This is a genomic window from Streptomyces xantholiticus (genome assembly GCF_014651015.1).
GTDB lineage: Bacteria > Actinomycetota > Actinomycetes > Streptomycetales > Streptomycetaceae > Streptomyces > Streptomyces xantholiticus.
On record NZ_BMWB01000009.1, the window covers coordinates 160,048 to 178,991 of the forward strand.

Annotated in this window: 17 protein-coding genes, 2 tRNA genes, 1 other RNA gene and 2 pseudogenes; 6 read left to right on the forward strand and 16 right to left on the reverse strand. The window is 70.4% G+C overall.

Translation table 11 applies throughout. The features are described 5' to 3' along the window. Positions 1–33: 33 nt before the first annotated feature. From IE198_RS16605 to IE198_RS16640, 8 genes are all read right to left on the reverse strand, one after another. On the reverse strand, positions 34–891 hold the full coding sequence (locus IE198_RS16605; RefSeq protein ID WP_189887201.1) for an RNA polymerase sigma factor SigF: 858 nt from the start codon (positions 889–891) through the stop codon (positions 34–36). Between the two features lie 235 nt (positions 892–1,126). After that, entirely contained in the window at positions 1,127–1,969 is an 843-nt protein-coding gene (locus IE198_RS16610) for an RNA polymerase sigma factor SigF (protein ID WP_189887203.1), read from the reverse strand. A gap of 175 nt (positions 1,970–2,144) precedes the next feature. Next, positions 2,145–2,438, reverse strand: coding sequence for a Dabb family protein (locus IE198_RS16615; protein ID WP_189887204.1), 294 nt, complete (start codon positions 2,436–2,438; stop codon positions 2,145–2,147). A gap of 62 nt (positions 2,439–2,500) precedes the next feature. Beyond that, positions 2,501–2,665, reverse strand: a complete 165-nt coding sequence (locus IE198_RS16620; RefSeq protein WP_189887205.1) for a hypothetical protein — start codon at positions 2,663–2,665, stop codon at positions 2,501–2,503. A 431-nt stretch (positions 2,666–3,096) separates the two neighbouring features. Next, positions 3,097–3,181: transfer RNA gene (locus tag IE198_RS16625), tRNA-Ser, on the reverse strand. Positions 3,182–3,295: 114 nt separating this feature from the next. Beyond that, complete coding sequence (tadA, locus tag IE198_RS16630; RefSeq protein WP_189887296.1) at positions 3,296–3,736, reverse strand: tRNA adenosine(34) deaminase TadA; 441 nt, start codon at positions 3,734–3,736, stop codon at positions 3,296–3,298. Positions 3,737–3,825: 89 nt separating this feature from the next. After that, positions 3,826–4,362 carry a tRNA adenosine deaminase-associated protein gene (locus IE198_RS16635; protein WP_189887206.1) on the reverse strand — a complete coding sequence of 179 codons (537 nt, stop codon included), beginning with the start codon at positions 4,360–4,362 and terminating at the stop codon, positions 3,826–3,828. A 149-nt stretch (positions 4,363–4,511) separates the two neighbouring features. Next, positions 4,512–4,694 carry a hypothetical protein gene (locus tag IE198_RS16640; protein WP_189887207.1) on the reverse strand — a complete coding sequence of 61 codons (183 nt, stop codon included), beginning with the start codon at positions 4,692–4,694 and terminating at the stop codon, positions 4,512–4,514. A 121-nt stretch (positions 4,695–4,815) separates the two neighbouring features. On the opposite strand from IE198_RS16640, the gene upp reads away from it, so the two are divergent. Next, entirely contained in the window at positions 4,816–5,451 is a 636-nt protein-coding gene (gene upp / locus IE198_RS16645) for a uracil phosphoribosyltransferase (protein WP_100107998.1), read from the forward strand. 68 nt (positions 5,452–5,519) lie between these two features. On the opposite strand, the gene IE198_RS16650 is transcribed toward upp, so the two are convergent. The 7 genes from IE198_RS16650 to IE198_RS16680 all read right to left on the reverse strand — a co-directional run bounded on the left by IE198_RS16650 (position 5,520) and on the right by IE198_RS16680 (position 12,901). Next, positions 5,520–6,143 carry a LytR C-terminal domain-containing protein gene (locus IE198_RS16650; RefSeq protein WP_229834013.1) on the reverse strand — a complete coding sequence of 208 codons (624 nt, stop codon included), beginning with the start codon at positions 6,141–6,143 and terminating at the stop codon, positions 5,520–5,522. 152 nt (positions 6,144–6,295) lie between these two features. After that, positions 6,296–6,592 carry a type II toxin-antitoxin system VapB family antitoxin gene (locus IE198_RS16655; protein ID WP_003955420.1) on the reverse strand — a complete coding sequence of 99 codons (297 nt, stop codon included), beginning with the start codon at positions 6,590–6,592 and terminating at the stop codon, positions 6,296–6,298. Between the two features lie 251 nt (positions 6,593–6,843). After that, positions 6,844–8,379, reverse strand: coding sequence for a M28 family metallopeptidase (locus IE198_RS16660; RefSeq protein WP_189887301.1), 1,536 nt, complete (start codon positions 8,377–8,379; stop codon positions 6,844–6,846). A 165-nt stretch (positions 8,380–8,544) separates the two neighbouring features. Beyond that, positions 8,545–9,213: an HhH-GPD-type base excision DNA repair protein gene (locus IE198_RS16665; RefSeq protein WP_189887208.1), complete on the reverse strand. Its 669-nt coding sequence runs from the start codon at positions 9,211–9,213 to the stop codon at positions 8,545–8,547. Between the two features lie 77 nt (positions 9,214–9,290). Continuing rightward, positions 9,291–10,523, reverse strand: a complete 1,233-nt coding sequence (locus tag IE198_RS16670) for an RNA polymerase sigma factor (RefSeq protein ID WP_189887210.1) — start codon at positions 10,521–10,523, stop codon at positions 9,291–9,293. Continuing rightward, positions 10,517–10,933 (reverse strand): YciI family protein, encoded by a 417-nt coding sequence (locus IE198_RS16675; protein ID WP_189887213.1) that lies wholly within the window; start codon positions 10,931–10,933, stop codon positions 10,517–10,519. The genes IE198_RS16670 and IE198_RS16675 overlap by 7 nt, the downstream gene beginning before the upstream one ends. A gap of 252 nt (positions 10,934–11,185) precedes the next feature. Then, positions 11,186–12,901 (reverse strand): lysyl oxidase family protein, encoded by a 1,716-nt coding sequence (locus IE198_RS16680; protein WP_189887214.1) that lies wholly within the window; start codon positions 12,899–12,901, stop codon positions 11,186–11,188. Positions 12,902–13,461: 560 nt separating this feature from the next. Between IE198_RS16680 and IE198_RS16685 the strand changes: the two are divergent. Further along, positions 13,462–13,858 (forward strand): annotated as a pseudogene (locus IE198_RS16685) (DNA-binding protein). A gap of 552 nt (positions 13,859–14,410) precedes the next feature. Then, positions 14,411–14,737: pseudogene (locus tag IE198_RS16690) on the forward strand (tyrosine-type recombinase/integrase); the annotation flags it as partial. A 79-nt stretch (positions 14,738–14,816) separates the two neighbouring features. Here the strand turns inward: IE198_RS16690 and IE198_RS16695 are convergent. Then, positions 14,817–14,904 (reverse strand) — tRNA-Ser (locus IE198_RS16695). 96 nt (positions 14,905–15,000) lie between these two features. Between IE198_RS16695 and ffs the strand changes: the two genes are divergently transcribed. The 3 genes from ffs (at position 15,001) to purD (ending at position 18,709) form a co-directional block, all read left to right on the forward strand. After that, an RNA gene (gene ffs / locus IE198_RS16700) (signal recognition particle sRNA small type) lies at positions 15,001–15,099 on the forward strand. 63 nt (positions 15,100–15,162) lie between these two features. After that, the gene (locus tag IE198_RS16705; RefSeq protein WP_189887216.1) at positions 15,163–17,397 is read left to right on the forward strand and encodes a DNA polymerase III subunit gamma and tau; all 2,235 of its coding nucleotides are present in this window, start codon (positions 15,163–15,165) and stop codon (positions 17,395–17,397) included. A gap of 61 nt (positions 17,398–17,458) precedes the next feature. Further along, positions 17,459–18,709 carry a phosphoribosylamine--glycine ligase gene (gene purD / locus IE198_RS16710; RefSeq protein ID WP_189887218.1) on the forward strand — a complete coding sequence of 417 codons (1,251 nt, stop codon included), beginning with the start codon at positions 17,459–17,461 and terminating at the stop codon, positions 18,707–18,709. Positions 18,710–18,944: the final 235 nt, after the last annotated feature.

The following is an 18,944-nucleotide window of genomic DNA, read 5'->3' on the forward strand; positions in this document are numbered from 1 at the left end:
GGGAACCCCCGGGGGTGGACCCCGTGCGGATGATCAGTCCGCGATCAGCCCTTCCCGTAGCTGGGCGAGAGTACGGGTCAGCAGGCGTGAGACATGCATCTGGGAGATGCCGACCTCCTCGCCGATCTGCGACTGGGTCATGTTGGCGAAGAAGCGGAGCATGATGATCTGCCGCTCTCGGGGCGGCAGTTTGGCGAGCAGCGGCTTGAGGGACTCGCGGTACTCCACGCCCTCCAGCGCCGAGTCCTCGTACCCCAGCCGGTCCGCGAGGGAGCCTTCGCCGCCGTCGTCCTCGGGCGAGGGCGAGTCCAGTGACGAGGCCGTATAGGCGTTGCCCACCGCGAGGCCGTCGACGACGTCCTCCTCCGACACCCCGAGCACCGCGGCGAGTTCGGGGACGGTCGGTGACCGGTCGAGCTTCTGTGCGAGGTCGTCGCTGGCCTTGGTGAGTGCGAGGCGCAGCTCCTGGAGCCGGCGAGGCACCCGCACCGACCAGGAGGTGTCGCGGAAGAAGCGCTTGATCTCGCCCACGACCGTCGGCATCGCGAACGTCGGGAATTCCACGCCCCGTTCGCAGTCGAAGCGGTCGATCGCCTTGATCAGACCGATCGTGCCGACCTGGACGATGTCCTCCATCGGTTCGTTACGGCTGCGGAAGCGCGCCGCGGCGTACCGGACGAGGGGGAGGTTGAGCTCGATGAGGGTGTCGCGCACATAGGTGCGCTCCGGGCTGTCGTCGGCCGCGCCCTGGCAGTCCAGGGCGCGCAGCCGCAGGAACAGGGAACGGGAGAGCGTGCGGGTGTCGATGGCTTCCGAGCTGCCGGACTCGACAGGTGCGGGTGCGCCTGGGGCGCGAGTGAGCACCTTCGAGCTGCCCTGTTCTACGGACATGCCACCCCCTTGAGGTCGCGGACGGTCGCGGTGGCCGCGACCGTCTGAGGAACGCAGCTCCCACCTGAATACCGGCGGCGAGGCTGCGGCAAACGCGGTTCCAGCAGAATGTCACATGTCGGCAACACGCTGTAGTGACATGTCGACAAGTATCGCGCAAGAATGCCCAGGAAACAGGGGGTGTACGGCTTTTGATGCCCCGTCAGTGAATCGAGAGTGGTTATACCCGTACGAGCTACGCTTCGATCCTGTTTGCGGAACGAAGTCGAGCGAAACTTCTCGCCAGCAACCGCGACACGTGCATCTGGGACACACCGAGCTCCTGACTGATCTGGGACTGTGTCAGGTTGCTGTAGTAACGGAGCATCAGGATCCGCTGCTCCCGCTCCGGCAGCTGTACGAGGAGGTGGCGCACCAGGTCGCGGTGCTCGACGCCGGCCAGCGCCGGGTCCTCGTAGCCGAGCCGGTCCAGCAGCCCGGGCATGCCGTCCCCCTCCTGGGCCGCCTCCAGCGACGTCGCGTGGTACGAGCGGCCGGCCTCGATGCAGGCCAGCACCTCGTCCTCGCCGATCTTCAGCCGCTCGGCGATCTCGGCCGTCGTGGGGGAGCGCCCGTGGGCGGTCGTCAGGTCCTCTGTCGCTCCGTTCACCTGGACCCACAGCTCGTGGAGCCGGCGCGGCACGTGCACGGTACGCACGTTGTCGCGGAAGTAGCGCTTGATCTCGCCCACGACCGTTGGCATCGCGAACGTCGGGAACTGCACCCCGCGGTCCGGGTCGAACCGGTCGATGGCGTTGATCAGCCCGATCGTGCCGACCTGGACGACGTCCTCCATCGGCTCGTTGCGGCTGCGGAAGCGCGCGGCGGCGTACCGCACCAGCGGGAGGTTGGCCTCGATGAGTGCCGCGCGCACCCTGGAGTGCTCCGCGGTGCCCGCCTCCAGCCCCTTGAGGCGGCCGAACAGCACCTGGGTCAGTGCCCTGGTGTCGGCACCGCGCCGCTGGTGCTTCGCGGCGGGGGCGGTGTCGTCCGGCCTCTCGTTCTGAGGTGGCACCTGAGGCGCAGTACTGGCCGACACGGTCAAGCCACCCCTTTGCGGTCATTTACGGGCAATTCATCCGTCAAAAGCGGTCATAGCATCACAAGACATGTCCACTGTGTGCAAGCACCCGATAACACCGTGTTGACGCCCGGTTGGGACGGAAAAGCGAAAAGCCCCCCGCCCAGAGGGCGAGGGGCAGGCGGAGCGGGCCTCAGAACTCGTAGTCGGCGATCACCCACGTGGCGAATTCGCGCCACTGTCCGGCGGCCGCCTGGTGAGCCGGATGCTCGATGTAACGCTTCAGCGCGTCCGTGTCGGCCACGGCCGAGTTGATGGCGAAGTCGTAGGCGATCGGCCGGTCGGTGATGTTCCAGGCGCACTCCCAGAACTGCAGCTCCGGCACGAGGCCGTCCAGCTCCTGGAACGCCTTCACCGCGGCGACGACGCGCGGCTCGTCGCGCTCGACGCCCTCGTTGAGCTTGAAGAGGACCAGATGGCGGATCAAGGGGCACTCCCTGGTTGGCCCGGCAGCCCGGGCGGTGTCCGGCGGATCAGGATCGGACGGCCCTAGTTGACGAGCTCGGTCATGAATTCTCCGACGCCCTGCGCGGCGCTCGAAATGCCCTCGAACCCTACCCCTACCAGCTCGGCCGCCCGGTCCGGGGACTTGATGATCGTCCACAGGATGAAGACGACGACGATGTAGACCGCTATCTTCTTGGCTTGCACCATCAGCCCCTGTCTCCCCTGCTGTCCCTGCCCCGGCCCACGCGTCGCGTGAGTCTAGCCGAGCGTATTCGGACAGATTTCCATGGTCCAAAGGCCCGTCGTTTCGGGTCTTTTGCGTCTCCGGCGGCGTTGTCCGGCACCCGGAATCGTCTGTGGGCCGGGTGGAACAGAAAGCCTGGGGCGAGGGACCGGATCCCGCTGCGGGCCCGTGCCGCATGGTCTCCCCCGGGTGCGGCAGGCTGGTGGGCCGGTCCTCGCGCAGGGAAGGCGGTTACCCCGGTGCCGGCTCTCCCGATGCCGCTTGCCTCGGCGGACGCCATGAAGCCCGGCCTCGTCATCGAGGCCCGGCCTGCCTCCGCGCCGTGGGTGGCCGCGGAAGGCGACGCGGAGAGTACGAAGGGCCCGGTGCATCGCACCGGGCCCTTCGACAAGAGCGGTAGCGGAGGGATTTGAACCCTCGGTGACTTGCGCCACACTCGCTTTCGAGGCGAGCTCCTTCGGCCGCTCGGACACGCTACCGGGAGAGAGCTTAGCCCAAGGTGGGCCGTGCTCAGAAATCGGTTCTGAGTAAGGGCCCGCCCGGCGTGCTCCGGGCTCGCCGTGGACGCCCGCCCGAACGCTCCTCGGGCACCGTCAGCGGTCGCCCGGCCGGTCGCGGAAGAACGCCGTCAGCTGCTTCGAACACTCCTCCTCCAGCACCCCGAGGACGACTTCCGGCCGGTGGTTGAGTCTCCGGTCCCGTAGGACGTCCCAGAGCGAACCGGCCGCGCCTGCCTTCTCGTCCCGGGCGCCGTAGACCACCCGCTCCACCCGGGACTGCACGATCGCGCCGGCGCACATCGTGCAAGGCTCCAGGGTCACGACGAGCGTGCACCCCGTCAGCCTCCACCCGCCGAGCACAGCGGCGGCCCTGCGTATCGCCAGCACCTCGGCGTGAGCCGTCGGATCGCCCGTCGCCTCACGCTCGTTGTGGCCGACGGCGAGGATGGTGCCGTCCCCGGCCAGCAGGACGGCACCGACCGGCACATCGCCGCCCCGTGCCGCGCGGTCCGCCTCGCCGAGGGCGAGACGCATGGTCGCCTCCCACGGACCGCGCACGGGGTCGCCACCGGGCACCGGCACCGAGGTGCGGCCGAGTGCCTGTTCTTCTGCGGGGCGGTGCACTAGCGCACGGTCTCCAGCACCTCGCCCGCGCCGAGCGCGTCCGCGATCTCCATGAGCGCGTCGGTGTCCAGCGCCAGCAGTTCCTTCTCCGACAGGCCGAGGTCCACCAGGATCTCGCGATCGCCGACCGGGCCGGCCGGCACGGCCTCGCCGCCCTGGGCGGGCACGTCGACCGTGTCCTGGTCGTCCTCCTCCGGTTCTCCGTCCTCCGTGCCGTCGAGGTTCAGCGAGTCAAGATCGTCGGCAGGGTCGTCGTCGTCCCGGCCGAGCAGTTCGTTGGTGAGGATCTCCCCATAGGAGGAGCGCGCGGCCGCAGCCGCGTCCGAGACGAAGATCCGGGGATCCTCCTCGCCCTCGACCCGAAGGACCCCGAACCAGGCGTCCTCCTGCTCGATGAAGACGAGCACCGTGTCCTCGTCCACCGAGGCTTCGCGGGCCAGGTCGGTCAGATCCGACAGGGTCTCCACATCGTCGAGCTCTGTGTCGCTCGCTTCCCACCCGTCATGAGTGCGCGCGAGCAGTGCGGCGAAGTACACCGTGACTCTCCCACTGATCAGAGGTGTGACGACCGGCGGTGCTTGCGTCGTGCCCCGCCCAATCGGAATCGTGGCAGAAAGAGGCGCGATGCGAGAGGTCTTCCGTCGTTGCGTCGGCCATCAGTTCTTACCGGTGTTCATGGGGCGGGCTACCAGCGGAAGGTCCGCATGCGCATCTGCTGGCGCATCCGGGCGGCTCGGGCCCGTCGTGGCTGGACGCGGTCGCGCAGGGCTTTCGCCTCGTTGAGCTCGCGCAGGAACTGGGCGCGTCGCCTGCGGCGCTCCGCGTCGGTCGCGGTTTCCTCTTCGTGCTCCGGCTCGGACTTCGGCATCGGCCACACCACCCCACGGCTGTATCCGTACTCGCCCTCGGCCCTGCGGCCTGCGGGGAGACACCCCTCCACTTTCCCTCCGGAACCGACCTTGATGCGAGCGCGGGCTACTGTTGACGGCATGCGGATCCACGTCGTCGACCACCCGTTGGTGGCGCACAAACTGACAACGCTGCGCGACAGGCGCACCGAATCCCCCACCTTCCGGCGGCTCGCCGACGAGCTGGTCACCCTGCTCGCGTACGAGGCCACCCGGGACGTGCGCACCGAGCAGGTCGACATCGAGACCCCGGTGACGGGCACGACGGGCGTGAAGCTGTCCCACCCGCGTCCGCTGGTGGTGCCGATCCTGCGGGCCGGTCTGGGCATGCTCGACGGAATGGTCCGGCTGCTGCCGACCGCCGAGGTGGGCTTCCTCGGGATGATCCGCAACGAGGAGACGCTCGAGGCCTCGACGTACGCGACGCGTATGCCGGAGGACCTGTCCGGGCGGCAGGTGTACGTGCTGGACCCGATGCTCGCGACCGGCGGGACGTTGGTGGCGGCGATCCGCGAGCTGATCAAGCGCGGTGCGGACGACGTGACCGCGGTCGTGCTGCTGGCGGCGCCGGAGGGTGTCGAGGTCATGGAGCGCGAGCTGGCGGGCACGCCGGTGACGGTGGTGACGGCCTCGGTGGACGAGCGCCTGAACGAGCACGGGTACATCGTGCCGGGCCTGGGCGACGCGGGTGACCGGATGTACGGGGCGGCCGAGTAGCCCGCTCGCGCGGCTGACCGCGTCGTCATCGATCGAAGGGCCGGGATCCCCGGCCCTTCCGCCGTCTGTCAGCACTTCGCGGAGGGAACCGGCTTCGGCTTGGTCAGGGCGGTGAGGGCCACGTCCGCGCTCGCCTTCGGGTCGAGCGACTCGAAGGCCGTGCCGATGATCAGGTCGATGTCCGCCGTCCTGCGGGTGTCGGTCTTCGCCTGGAAGCCCTGCACCTGGGTGCCGAGCACCCGGAAGGCGCCGCCCTGGGCCGTCGGCGCGCCGAGGAAGACCGCGGTGCCGGGGACCTTCTTGTCGTACTCCGCCGGTGCGTTGGACACCTTGCCGATCTTGAAGCCCCGTTTCTTCAGCTCGTCGGCCGTCGACTTGGCCAGTCCGGAGCGTGGTGTCGCGTTGTAGACGTTCACCGTGATCTGGCGGGGCAGCGGCGGCGGCGGTGCAGCGGAAGGGGACGGGCCGGGCTTGCAGGCGGCGCCCCGCGTGGTCGCGGAGTTCTTCTTGCCGCCCCCCGTGAAGGCGTCGATGAGCTGCAGGGTCCCCCAGCCGGCAAGGCCCAGCGCGACCACCGCGGCGAACACCGCGAGCACGATCCTGCGGCGGTTCCGGGGGCGTCGCATTCGTGGGTACTTGTCGCCCGTGATGCGGTACTTTCCGCCCATGCCGGGGGGAGTGAGCATGCTCATGGGCTGAGCGTAGTGCGGCCCGGTGGCTGTGCCTACTAAACGATCAGCGGATTGCGTCCGTACGGTGCCGAAACGCCCCCGAAAGGATCAGCCGCCGCCCTGCGGAGCCGCTGCCGGCGCCCTGCGCCCGAGGCCGATCGGCTGCCGCCGGCTCAGCCCAGCTCGAGCACGCGGGCGTGCAGCACCTGTCGCTGCTGAAGGGCCGCGCGTACGGCCCTGTGCAGGCCGTCCTCCAGATAGAGGTCGCCCTGCCACTTCACGACGTGGGCGAAGAGGTCCCCGTAGAACGTGGAGTCCTCCGCGAGCAGCGTCTCGAGATCCAGCTGGCCCTTGGTGGTCACGAGCTGATCGAGGCGGACCGGGCGCGGCGCGACATCCGCCCACTGCCGGGTGCTTTCCCGGCCGTGGTCGGGATACGGCCGCCCGTTACCGATGCGCTTGAAGATCACACGGAAAGCCTACCGGTCAAGAGGCTCATGGCGCAGCCATGGAATCGCGGCACGATCCGGATCAAAACTTTGCAAACCGGGAGAACGGGGCCTCGGGCTGCCCGGACCGCGCGGCCCGATTCGCCCGAACGGGGCCCAGGCCGGCCTCCCACCGGCAGGGGGCGGTGCGGGAGAGGACATGGGACGGCGCGCCGCAGGCGTGGGGCCCGCGGCGCGCCGTGACCGTACCGATCCGCCGGACCAGGGGGGTGTTACTCGGTCACCTCGTGGTCGTGACCGTCGTGCAGGCCGCCGCCGCTGCCCGCGTCGCCGTCCGTCGGGACGGTCGTGACGGGCTTGCGCAGCGAGCTGAGGTCGTGCGCGTAGGTGCCCACGGCGTTGGCGATGACGCCGATGTTGACGGCGAACGCCTCCATGTTGATGTTGCTGAGGTCGTCGCCCGCGGCGTGGTAGTTCGGGTCGTACGCCACACCCGCGGCGCCGCCGAACTTCTTCGCCTGCGCCTCGGTCTTGATGCCTTCCGCGCCGGTGAAGGTGCCGCCGGACGGGATGCCGACCTCGATGAAGGGCCCGTAGTCGGAGCGGCCGGTGAAGTCGGTGCCCTCGTGAGCGGTGCCCCGCTTGTCGAGGAACTCGTTGATGTCACGCTCGAGCTGCGCGGAGCCCGCCGGGCCCGCGCCCGCGCCGACGCCGTCCGAGTTGTCGCCGTCGTAGACGAAGAGCCCGTAGTTCGGCGACGCGATCATGTCGAAGTTGAGGTAGAGCTTGATCTCCTTCTTGCCCAGGTTGCTGAGGTTCGCGACGTAGTGCTCCGAGCCGAGCAGGCCGTTCTCCTCCGCGGACCACCAGGCGAAGCGCACCTTGTTGGTGGGCCGGTTCTCCCGCTTGGCGAGTTCCTGGGCGACCTCGAGGAGACCGGCGGAGCCGGAGCCGTTGTCGTTGATCCCGGGGCCCGCGGTCACCGAGTCGAGGTGTGCGCCGAGCATCACGGTGTTGGCGGCGTTGCCCCGGCGGGTCTCCGCGATCACGTTGTTGGTGCTGCGCGTCTCCTGGAGCTGGCGGATCTCGAAGGAGACGTTCAGGGGACCCTTGGCGAGCTCCGCGGCGAGCTTCTCGCCCTCCGCCTGGGTGATCCCGCCGGTCGGGATCTTCGCGGACGCCTGGTCGCCGAGGGTTCCCGAAAGGACGCCCTCGGCGTTGTTGTAGACGATCGCGCCGACGGCGCCCGCCCCGGCCGCGGCGGTCTGCTTCTCGGCGAAGGTGCAGCCGCCGCGCTTGATCAGCGCGATCTTGCCGGTGAAGGTGCCCGACGCGTAGTCGGCGGCCTCGCAGCCGGTCGTGTTGTCCACCGGCACGGCGGCCAGGTCGGCCTTGATGCCGCCGACGGGGGTGGACTTGGTGTACGTCATGGCCTTGATCTCGACGTCGCGGGGCGTCGGGGAGACCACGGAGAGCTTCTCGGCCAGGGTCTCGGTGTAGAGGAAGTCGAAGCGCTGGTACGAGACGTCGTACCCGTACTTCTTCATCTGCTGGTACACGTACGCGGCCGACGCGTCGTGACCGAGTGAGCCGGCGGCGCGGTGGCCGCCCGTGCTGTCCGCTATCTGCTGGAACTTCTCCAGGTGCTCGAAGGCGTCGTCCGCGGACGACTTCTGGACCAGCTTCCGTGCCAGCTTCGACGCGTCCTCGGCGGCCCGGGCGCCCGGGTCCTGACGGTGTGCAGCGGACGGGGAGGCGGATGCCAGCAGGAGCGGGGTCGCGAGTGCGGCTGCGGCCACGGTGGCCACGGCTCTGCGATGGGTTGCCTTCACAGAGGTCCTTCCCGATGTGAACGAGGGTTGAAGGGAAGCTAGCGATCTCTGCGGCCGCTGTGAACACCTGGGCCGTAACTCATCACGTAATTCGTCCCATTGGCATGCGGAAGCCCTCCATCCACATGAACTGGACGTTCCTCAGGGCTTCTTGGGCGACTTCGTGGTCCTGGCGGACTTCGCGGTCCCGGCGGTTCTCGTCGACTTCAGGTTCCTCGCGGTCTCCGCGTCCTTGGCCGCCTTCACGGCGGCCTTCTTCTCCTGCTTGTACGCCCGTACCCGGGCGAGCGACTCCGGGCCGGTGATGTCGGCAGCCGACCGGTAGGAGCCCTCCTCGCCGTAGGAGCCGGCGGCCTCCCGCCAGCCGTCGGGCCGTACGCCGTACTGCTTGCCCAGCAGCGCCAGGAAGATCTGGGCCTTCTGCTCGCCGAAGCCCGGCAACGCCTTCAGCCTCGCCATCAGCTCCGCACCGCTCCTCGCGTCCGCCCAGACGGCGCTCGCGTCGCCGTCGTACTCGTCGACGATGAACCGGCACAGCTCCTGCACCCGCTTGGCCATCGACGCGGGGTAGCGGTGGATCGCCGGCTTTTCCCGCAGCAGCTCGGTGAACGCGTCCGGGTCGTAGGCCGCGATCTCGGCGGCGTCGAGATCGTCGGTCTTGAGGCGCTGCGCCACGGTGTACGGGCCGGTGAACGCCCACTCCATGGGGATCTGCTGGTCGAGGAGCATCCCGACCAGGGCGGCGAGCGGACTGCGGCCGAGCAGCTCGTCGGCCTCCGGTTGCTGGGCGAGGTGGATCGTGGCTCTCATGCCCCGATGATCACCCGGTGGCAGGTGCGCCGCCAGTGAAGGGGACCGGCGCGTCCGGCCGCCCCGGTCGCATCGGGTCACGGGCGAAGACGGGCGGCCCTGGCCTGGAGGTAGCGGGCCTCGGGGATGCTCAGGGTGCGTGACGCCGCCGTCCGGTAGGCCGCCTCGGCCTCGTCGAGATCGCCCGCCCTCTCCAGCAGATGGGCCCGTACGGCGTCGAGCCGGTGATTGCCGGACAGCCTGTCCTCCAGGCGGGCCACTTCGGCGAGACCGGCACGCGGGCCGTGCACCATGGCCGTCGCGACGGCACGGCCGAGCTCGGCCATCGGCTCGGGGGCCCGGGCCACGAGGAGGTCGTACAGCGCCAGGATCTGCGGCCAGTCGGTGTCGGCGGCGCGCGGCGCCTCGTCGTGCAAGGCCGCGATCGCCGCCTGCAGTTGGTACGGGCCGGCGGGGCCCTGCGCCAACGCCTCCTCCACCAGGGCCGTTCCCTCGGCGATCGCCGCACGGTCCCAGCGCGTGCGGTCCTGCTCGTCGAGCGGGACCAGCTCGCCGTGTGGGCCGGTGCGGGCCGCGCTGCGGGCGTCGGTGAGCAGCATCAGGGCCAGCAGCCCGGTCACCTGGGCCTCCTGCGGAAGCAGCCGGCGTACGGCGCGGGCCAGCCGGATCGCCTCCGCCGCCAGATCGGCGCGGTGCAGCTCGCGGCCGGAGGTGGCTGTGTACCCCTCGTTGAAGATCAGGTAGAGCACCTGGAGCACGGCGGCCAGCCGGTCGTCGCGGTCCTCGGGACCCGGTTGCCGGAACGGCACTCCCCTTATCCGCTGCTTCGCCCGGCTGATCCTCTGCGCCATCGTCGCTTCCGGCACCAGATGCGCCCGCGCGATCTCGGCGGTCGTCAGGCCGCCCACCGCCCTCAGCGTCAGCGCGATCTGCGCCGCGGGGCTCAGCCCGGGGTGGCAGCACAGGAACAGCAGGGTGAGGGTGTCGTCCTCGGACGGTGCGCGTCCCTCGCCGGGGGGCGGTGCGGTGAAGGCGTCGCGAGGGGCGAGCCGGTCCGCCGCCTCCTCACGGCGGCGCCGCGCCTCCTCGCTGCGCAGCAGATCCGTCAGGCGCCGTGAGGCGACCCTGATCAGCCAGCCGCGCGGGTTGTCCGGTACGCCGCCCTCCGGCCACTGCCGCGCCGCCGCCAGCAGCGCCTCCTGGACCGCGTCCTCGGCCAGGTCGAAGTGGCCGTAGCGGCGCACCAGCGCACCGAGGACCTGCGGCGCGTGCAGGCGCAGCAGGTCCTCGACCTCGGTCGCCGTCAGCACACGTCGCCTCCGCCCTCCATGATCGGCCGGATGACCACGGGGTATTCGGTGGTGCCCTCGGGGGCCGGGCACTGGGCGATACGGGCCGCGATCTCCGTCACCCGCTCGAGGCTCTCGCAGTCCAGCACCCAGTACCCCGCGAGCAGCTCCTTGGTCTCGCCGTACGGCCCGTCCGTGATCACCGGCCGGCCGTCCTTGCCGGACGTGACGTGACGGGTCTGCGCCGGCTCGGCCAAGCCCTGCCCGTCGACGAACTCACCCGACTCGGCGAGGTCGTCGTTGATGCTCTGCATGAACGAGAACATCTCCTGGACCTCCTTCTCGCTCCACGCCGGGGCGTTCTTCGAGCCGTTGCCGCGCATCGCTTCGTAGTCCGCCTGCGTCCCCTGAACCATCACCAGGTACTTCATGATCCGCTCCCTCTGGAAGGGTGGTCGCCCCCTGTGGGCAACTCTCACAGGGGACGTCGGAGACGGTGCGGCATTCTCGACACGGCGCGGCGGAAATTTCTTCGTGGTCCACCGGGGGACGGCCGCCCGACGAGACTGAGGAAGTGCCCGGGAGGGTTGCGGCCCTTCACCGACGTGACCGGTGAGGCGGCGGAAGCGTGACGCCGGCCCCGGGATGGCGTCCCGGGGCCGGCGTCGTCCGTCATACGGAGATCAGTTGGCGTCGACCAGATGGTGGGCCGGCACCTTCACGGTGCGGGCGCCGGGCGTGCCGCCCAGCACGACCTTGCGGAGCGCGCTGTTGTTGTTGAGGTTGGTCTCCTTCAGACGCTTCTCCGGATTGGCCAGCACCTGGATGTAGTAGGTGCCGTTGGGCAGGCCGGTTATGTCGAAGGACTGGCCGGGCAGGTCCTGGGTGTACGTGTCGCCGGAGCCGACGTCCAGCACCTCACGGACGGAGATCGAGTTCTCCTGGCCGCACGCGGTGGCCAGGTCCGTGTTCTGCGGGTGCCAGTTGGCGTTCTTCACCGTGTAGTCGACGGCGTCGGTGTTGGCCAGGCAGAAGGCCTCCTTGCCGCTGCGCACCGCTTCCTTCTGGTCGGCCTTCAAAAGGCGGTAGCTGGCGAAGTCGGTGAAGTGCCAGTGCTCGTGACCCGGCCGCGGGTCCCATTCCATGGTGCCGGTCGGTGTGTAGCCGACCTGCTTGCCCTTCGCGTCGTAGAAGTACTGATAGGCGTCCATCAGCTTCTTGCCGGGGGAGCGGAATCCGTCCACCACCAGCTGCGCGGGACCGGCGTTCCACACGTTTGCGCTGAAGGCCAGGTAGTCCTTGCCGGGGACGTCGTCACCGCCGTCGCTGATCTGGATGCCGTAGGCCGGCAACGAGCGGAGGTCGGGCTTCGGCACGTTCGGCACGGATGCCTTGCCCTTCGGCCGCTTGGCGTTGGGCTCGAGCGCGGGCGCCTGACGGGAACCGTCGGTCTGCCCGAACCCGTCCTTGGACTGGGCCGCCCTGAGGCCGGCCTGCTTCATGGCCCACGGCACGGCGGGCGGCGCGGACGGGTAGGGGCCGTGACCCACGTTGTACGCCGGACCGGCGCCGCTCGTGGGGGCCGCGGGCGCGTCGGTGCGCATCGCGCCGTGACCGCTGTGTCCGCCGGCCGCGGAGTGCCCGGCAGCGTGACCCTCGTGCCTTGTGGCGGCCGCCGCTCGCCCGCCGCCCTCCTCCCAACTGCGCTCGCGTACGGTCAGCTTGATCGTCTGCGGCTTGTCGGCTATGCCGAAGAGATCGCGGTAGCGCTTCGCCACGGACACCTTGGCGGTGTACTTGCCGGCCTTGAGGGCCACGGGGGCGGAGTAGTAGCCCGAGTACGTGTTGGAGGCCCAGCCCTTCTCCACGCCCCACACCGAGCCGAGCGTGAAGGGATTCACCGGACAGCTCTCGGGATACTGCGACTTCGCCGGGGCGTCGGGGCGTACCCGGCCGGAGGCGTTGTTCGGGCAGAACGACTCGTCCTTGGTCAGCACGGTCTTGCCGGCCGAGTCGGTGATCGTGACCCGGACGAACCCGGGCAGCCCAGAGAAGTCCTTCACCAGACCGGCGGGCAGGGTCCTGGTGCGGGGTGCCTTGTTGCCCTGGCGGATGATCTGGGTGGCGACGACCGGGTCCTTGTAGGACTTGCGGGTCACCTTGAGTTCGAGGGGGCCGTTCTCCGCGGTGAGGTAGGTCCCGAGGTCCAGATAGACGCCGGGCTCCTCCTTCCACGAGTCGAGTGTCACCGACGTGGAGGCGGCGATCAGACTGAACGTCGGCTTGGTCTGCGCCTTACGGGCGTCGGGAGCTGCGGCGACGACGCCGGCGGTGACAGCGATCGCCGCTCCTGCGGCGATCGCGGAACGCCACAGGCGGGCATGGTGGGATCTGGTCATGAATCCTCGTTGTCCAAAGTGCCTGATGGGACGGTTGGATCAACAGCCCGCGGAACCGGCCCCGCCGGAACGAGGCGACCCCCGTCGCGAAGCTGTCTCCCGCCTGTGAGAGGCGCCGGACGGCCCCATGGGTTGTCCGGCGCCTGCGGAGGGGCACGTGGTTGGCCTGAAAACGCGCCTCCGCGCCGGTTTCGGCCGACCTTCTCCCGGTCCCGCCCGGCAGGCGCATGCATGTGCTAAGCCCAGGCCCACGGGGCGCGGGGCGCGCGGCGGGAGGGCGCGGGGCGGGAGGGCGAGATGTACGTCTTCGCCTTGCCGGTCGGTGGGCCGTGGGCCCGAACACCGAACTACGCCTCTGGAAGCGTCCGCCTCGGCATGCGGTTGCCCGAGACGGCCGTTTCACCGAAGCGGTGGAGCGCGAGCTGCGCGGTCAGATCCTGGATGAGTACCTGGCGGACTACGAACGCCGCCAGGGGCTGATCTCCGAACCTGAGCAGGAGCGGGCACACCGGGTCTTCGACGATGCGTTCGCCGAGGAGGGGCAGTGTGCGCGCCGCAAGCTGAGCCACGAAGGCACCCTCGTTCTCGACTGCGAGGGCCTGTCGAAGTTCGTCAGTGATCACGAGCCCGTCGTCGCCCTCATCGCCGAAGCCCGCAAGCGGGGCATGGAGGTGGTCATCAGCGCACTCACCATCATCGAAGCGGTGCATCGTCGGACCGAGAAGGCGCGCTCGCCCGGATCCTGTCCCGCGTGCGGATCGTGCACATCGGCGACGAGGAGGCAAGGCCGCCTCAGCCATGCTGATCAATGCTGGGCTTCATGGTCACAAACACGCCATCGACGCCGCCGTGGCCGAGATGGCGCTGCGGCAGCGCCGCCCGGTCGTCATGCTTACCTCGGACATCGACGACATGACGAAGCTCTGCGGCGACAGAATGCGCCTCGTCGCCGTGTAGTGGTACGCCCAAGACCTGAACGTCGGGAGCTGCCGGCCCGGGTCCGGGAGATGAGAGCGCGCGGCAGCGCGCCGCAGCAGATCGCGGAGGCGCTGGGGCTGCGCCCGGCCCAGGCCACCGCGCTGGTCAGACGGGTCGCCGAGGCGGCACTGACGAACACCGCCCCGGATGAGCGGCCGGTGGCGGGCTGCTGGGTCAACGCGGGCTGGAGCGCGGGACTGGACATGGCGAAGCCCCACTGGGCGGCGGCCGACCCCCTCGGCCGAGGAACGGGACGCGGGCGGCACGAAGCGGGGAACACGAGCAGTGAGACCGGTCGAACAGCGACAGGAGACCACCGGCACCCCACGAGTCCGGCAGACCGAGCACGAGGCGCAGGCCAACCTGCTGGCGGTGCTGCGCGTGTGTATGACGGGGAAACTGCGGTGCAGCGAAAAGACCCGCCGCCCCGGCGCCGCCACCGTCTCGGCGGTCGCCGAAGTCCTGGACGGCGGCGACTTCTCCCGGGACGAGGCCATCGCCGCCTTCGCCTGGCCGATGCTGCTCCAAGAAGCCGGGGGCGACTGGGAGGCCAAGGGCTACGTCTTCGCCTCACCGACTGGCGGGCCGCTGAGCCCGAACACCGACTACCACCTCTGGAAGCGGCTTCTCCGGGACGCGGGAGTGCGTGACGGGCGGCTGCACGATGCCCGGCACACGGCGGGCACGGTCCTCCTCCTGCTCGGCGTCCCGGACGTGATCGTGGACGCGATCATGGGCTGGGAGCCGGGCGGTGCCGCGCGGATGCGCGCTCGCTACATGCATGTGACTGGGCCCATGCTGCGGAAGGTGGCCGACCAGGTCGGCGAGAAGCTGTGGGGCTACTCCGGACCCAATTGAGACCAAAAATGAGACCACGCACGACGAAGGGCCCCACCGTGAACGGTGGGGCCCTTCGACATCGTGCCCGGTGAGGCACTGGCGGAGGATACGAGATTCGAACTCGTGAGGGGTTGCCCCCAACACGCTTTCCAAGCGTGCGCCCTAGGCCACTAGGCGAATCCTCCGCCGCAAACAATACAAGACGTCGAGGAGTGCTCGCGAACCTGTTCGCGATCTTCGTCCCGGCGGCCCGATCACCCCCGGGCATCGGGTAACCTGGGCGCAGCCCCTCACGTGGCGCTATCTGACTGAACTCCCCCAGGGCCGGAAGGCAGCAAGGGTAGGTCGGCTCTGGCGGGTGCGTGAGGGGCGCTTGCGTTTGCCGGGGGTGGGCGATCGCGGGGCGGATCCGGTTGTCGGTGGGCCCCGATAACCTCGTAGGTGTGTCGTCCCTTGCGCTGTACCGCCGCTACCGCCCCGAGTCGTTCGCAGAGGTCATCGGTCAGGAGCATGTCACTGACCCGCTCCAGCAGGCCCTGCGGAACAACCGGGTCAATCACGCGTATCTGTTCAGCGGGCCGCGTGGCTGTGGCAAGACGACCAGTGCCCGCATCCTCGCCCGCTGTCTGAACTGCGAGAAGGGGCCGACGCCGACGCCCTGCGGGGAGTGCCGGTCCTGCCAGGACCTGGCCCGCAACGGGCCGGGCTCGATCGACGTCATCGAGATCGACGCCGCTTCGCACGGCGGCGTGGACGACGCCCGTGAACTGCGCGAGAAGGCGTTCTTCGGCCCGGCGAGCAGTCGTTACAAGATCTACATCATCGACGAGGCCCACATGGTCACCTCCGCGGGGTTCAACGCCCTGCTGAAGGTGGTCGAGGAGCCGCCGGAGCATCTGAAGTTCATCTTCGCGACCACCGAGCCCGAGAAGGTCATCGGGACCATCCGGTCGAGGACGCATCACTATCCGTTCCGGCTGGTGCCGCCCGGCACGCTCCGGGAGTACCTGGGCGAGGTGTGCGGCCGGGAGGGCATCCCCGTCGAGGACGGCGTGCTGCCGCTGGTCGTCCGGGCGGGCGCGGGCTCCGTGCGCGACTCCATGTCCGTCATGGACCAGCTGCTCGCAGGCGCCGCCGAGGACGGTGTGACATACGCCATGGCGACGGCCCTTCTCGGTTACACGGACGGGTCGCTCCTCGACTCCGTCGTGGATGCCTTCGCGTCCGGCGACGGCGCCGCGGCCTTCGAGGTCGTGGACCGTGTCGTCGAAGGCGGGAACGACCCCCGCCGTTTCGTCGCCGATCTGCTGGAGCGGCTGCGGGACCTGGTGATCCTCGCCGCTGTGCCGGACGCCGGCACCAAGGGGCTGATCGACGCCCCGGCCGACGTGGTCGAGCGGATGCAGGCGCAGGCGTCGGTGTTCGGCGCCGCCGAGCTCAGCAGGGCGGCCGACCTGGTCAACACGGGGCTGACCGAGATGCGCGGAGCCACGTCCCCGCGGTTGCAGCTGGAGCTGATCTGCGCCCGGGTGCTGCTGCCTGCGGCGTTCGACGACGAGCGGTCGGTGCAGGCCAGGCTGGACCGTCTGGAGCGGGGTGCGTCGTTCTCGGCCGGCGGTCCGGGGCCCGCTATGGGATACGTACCGGGGCCGGACGTCCAGGCACATGCGCCCGTACCGCCCGGCGGTGGTCCGGCTGCCGCCCGTGCCGCGGCGCGCAGCGACGCCGCGCCCGTCGGCCCCCCGGAGCCCCCTGCCGCCCCGGCGACCGCACCGCCCGCGACGTCTGTGGCTCAGCAGCAGCCGCAACCGCCGATCGAGGAGCCACCGGCCCAGCAGCCCACCGCACCCCGGCCCGGTGCGTGGCCCGGCGCCACCCGGCAGGGCGGACCGGCTGAGGCCGGGCGCCGGCCCGGCGGCTGGCCGACGGCTTCCGCCCCGGGCCAAGGCGTGCCGCAGCCCGGCGCTGCCGCGCCGGCCCCCGCCCCCGCTCCGGCGGCGCCCGCGTCGCCGGCTCCGGGTCAGGGCATGGCTCAGGGCGCCGGCCAGGTGCGGAACATGTGGCCGGAGATCCTGGAGGCGGTGAAGAACCGCCGCCGCTTCACCTGGATCCTGCTCAGCCAGAACGCACAGGTGGCGGGCTTCGACGGGACGACCCTCCAGCTCGGGTTCCTCAACGCCGGTGCCAGGGACACCTTCACGAGCAGCGGCAGCGAGGACGTCCTGAAGCAGGCGCTCGCCGAGCAGTTCAACGTGCAGTGGAAGGTCGAGGCGATCATCGACCCGTCCGGCGGCTCCGGTGGGCCCGGCACCGCGCCGTCCCCCTCTGCCGGCCCCGGCGGTTACGGGAACCAGCCCGCCCAGGGCGGCTACGGCCAGAGCCGGCCGCAGTCCCCTGCCCCCGCGCCCGCGGCCCCACCGGCACCGCGTCCCGCCCAGCCCGCGTCGCAGCCGTCGCACCAGGCAGCCCCCGCTCCGGCTGCCGCCGCTTCCGCACCGCGGTCCGCAGCGCCTGAGCCGCCCCGGCCGCCGGAGGCGTATGCGCCGCCGCCGGTCTCTCTCGAGGACGACGTACCGGAGGCGGACGATCCGGACCTGGTCGACTCCGCGCTGTCGGGCCACGACCTGATCGTGCGCGAGCTCGGCGCCACGGTGGTGGAGGAATATACGAACGAGTAGGGGGCACGTCCTCGGAGGCCCGTACGACGGCTTTCGGCGGTCGGCGGTTAGGCTGGCTGCCGTGAAGGTCCTCGTCATCGGCGGCGGCGCCCGCGAACATGCCCTGTGCCGCTCTCTGTCCCTCGATCCCGACGTCACCGCTCTGCACTGCGCGCCCGGAAACGCCGGCATCGCGGAGGTCGCCGAGCTCCACCCGGTCGATCAGCTCGACGGCGCGGCCGTCGCGGAGCTGGCCACCGGTATCGGTGCCGAGCTCGTCGTGGTCGGCCCCGAGGCGCCGCTGGTCGCCGGCGTGGCCGACGCCGTGCGCAGGGCGGGCATCCCCTGCTTCGGCCCCAGCAAGGAGGCTGCGCAGCTGGAGGGCTCCAAGGCCTTCGCGAAGGATGTGATGGCGGCGGCCGGAGTGCCCACGGCGCGTAGTTACGTCTGCACGACCGCCGCGGAGATCGACGAGGCGCTGGACGCCTTCGGCGCCCCCTACGTCGTCAAGGACGACGGTCTGGCGGCCGGCAAGGGCGTCGTCGTCACGGGCGACCTCGCGGCCGCCCGCGAGCATGCGCTGGCCTGCGGCCGCGTCGTGATCGAGGAGTTCCTCGACGGTCCCGAGGTCTCCCTCTTCGCCATCACCGACGGTGAGACGGTCCTCCCGTTGCAGCCGGCGCAGGACTTCAAGCGCGCCCTCGACGACGACGAGGGCCCCAACACGGGCGGTATGGGTGCCTACTCGCCGCTTCCTTGGGCGGACCCCAAGCTGGTCGACGAGGTCATGGCGAGCGTGCTGCAGCCGACCGTCGACGAGCTGCGCCGCCGCGGTACGCCGTTCTCCGGCCTGCTGTACGCGGGGCTCGCCATCACCTCCCGCGGTGTGCGTGTGATCGAGTTCAACGCCCGCTTCGGCGACCCGGAGACCCAGGTGGTCCTGGCGCGCCTCAAGACCCCGCTGTCGAGGGTTCTGCTCCACGCGGCGAAGGGCACCCTGGACGCGGAGCCGCCGCTCAACTGGCGCGACGACGCCGCCGTGACCGTCGTGGTCGCCTCGCACAACTACCCGGACACCCCGCGCACCGGCGACCCCATCGAGGGCCTGGACGCGGTCGCCGCCGAGGACGCGCCCCATGCGTACGTCCTGCACGCCGGTACGAAGCGGGACGGTGACGCCGTCGTGAGCGCGGGCGGCCGGGTGCTGTCGGTCACGGCGACAGGCAAGGACCTCGTCGAGGCCCGCGAGCGGGCGTACCGCGCCGTGGGCAGGATCCGTCTCGACGGCTCCCAGCACCGCACGGACATCGCGCGCAAGGCCGCAAAGGCCTGATCCGCGTCAGCCACAGCCCGGGGGCCGGAGCACGCTTCGAGCCCGCCCCGAGCCCGCGCCCCGCTGCCGCGTCCCGCCCGCCCCGACGGTCCGTCCGGGCGGGCGATCCCTTGTCCAAAGCCATTCCATCGAGTGACGGCTGCCCCATCCGGATGACGGCCGCCGAAGCCCCAACTATGGTGCGGCGCAGGCATTCCGGCACTTGGCCCACCGGCATTGCGATGTCAGTGGGCGG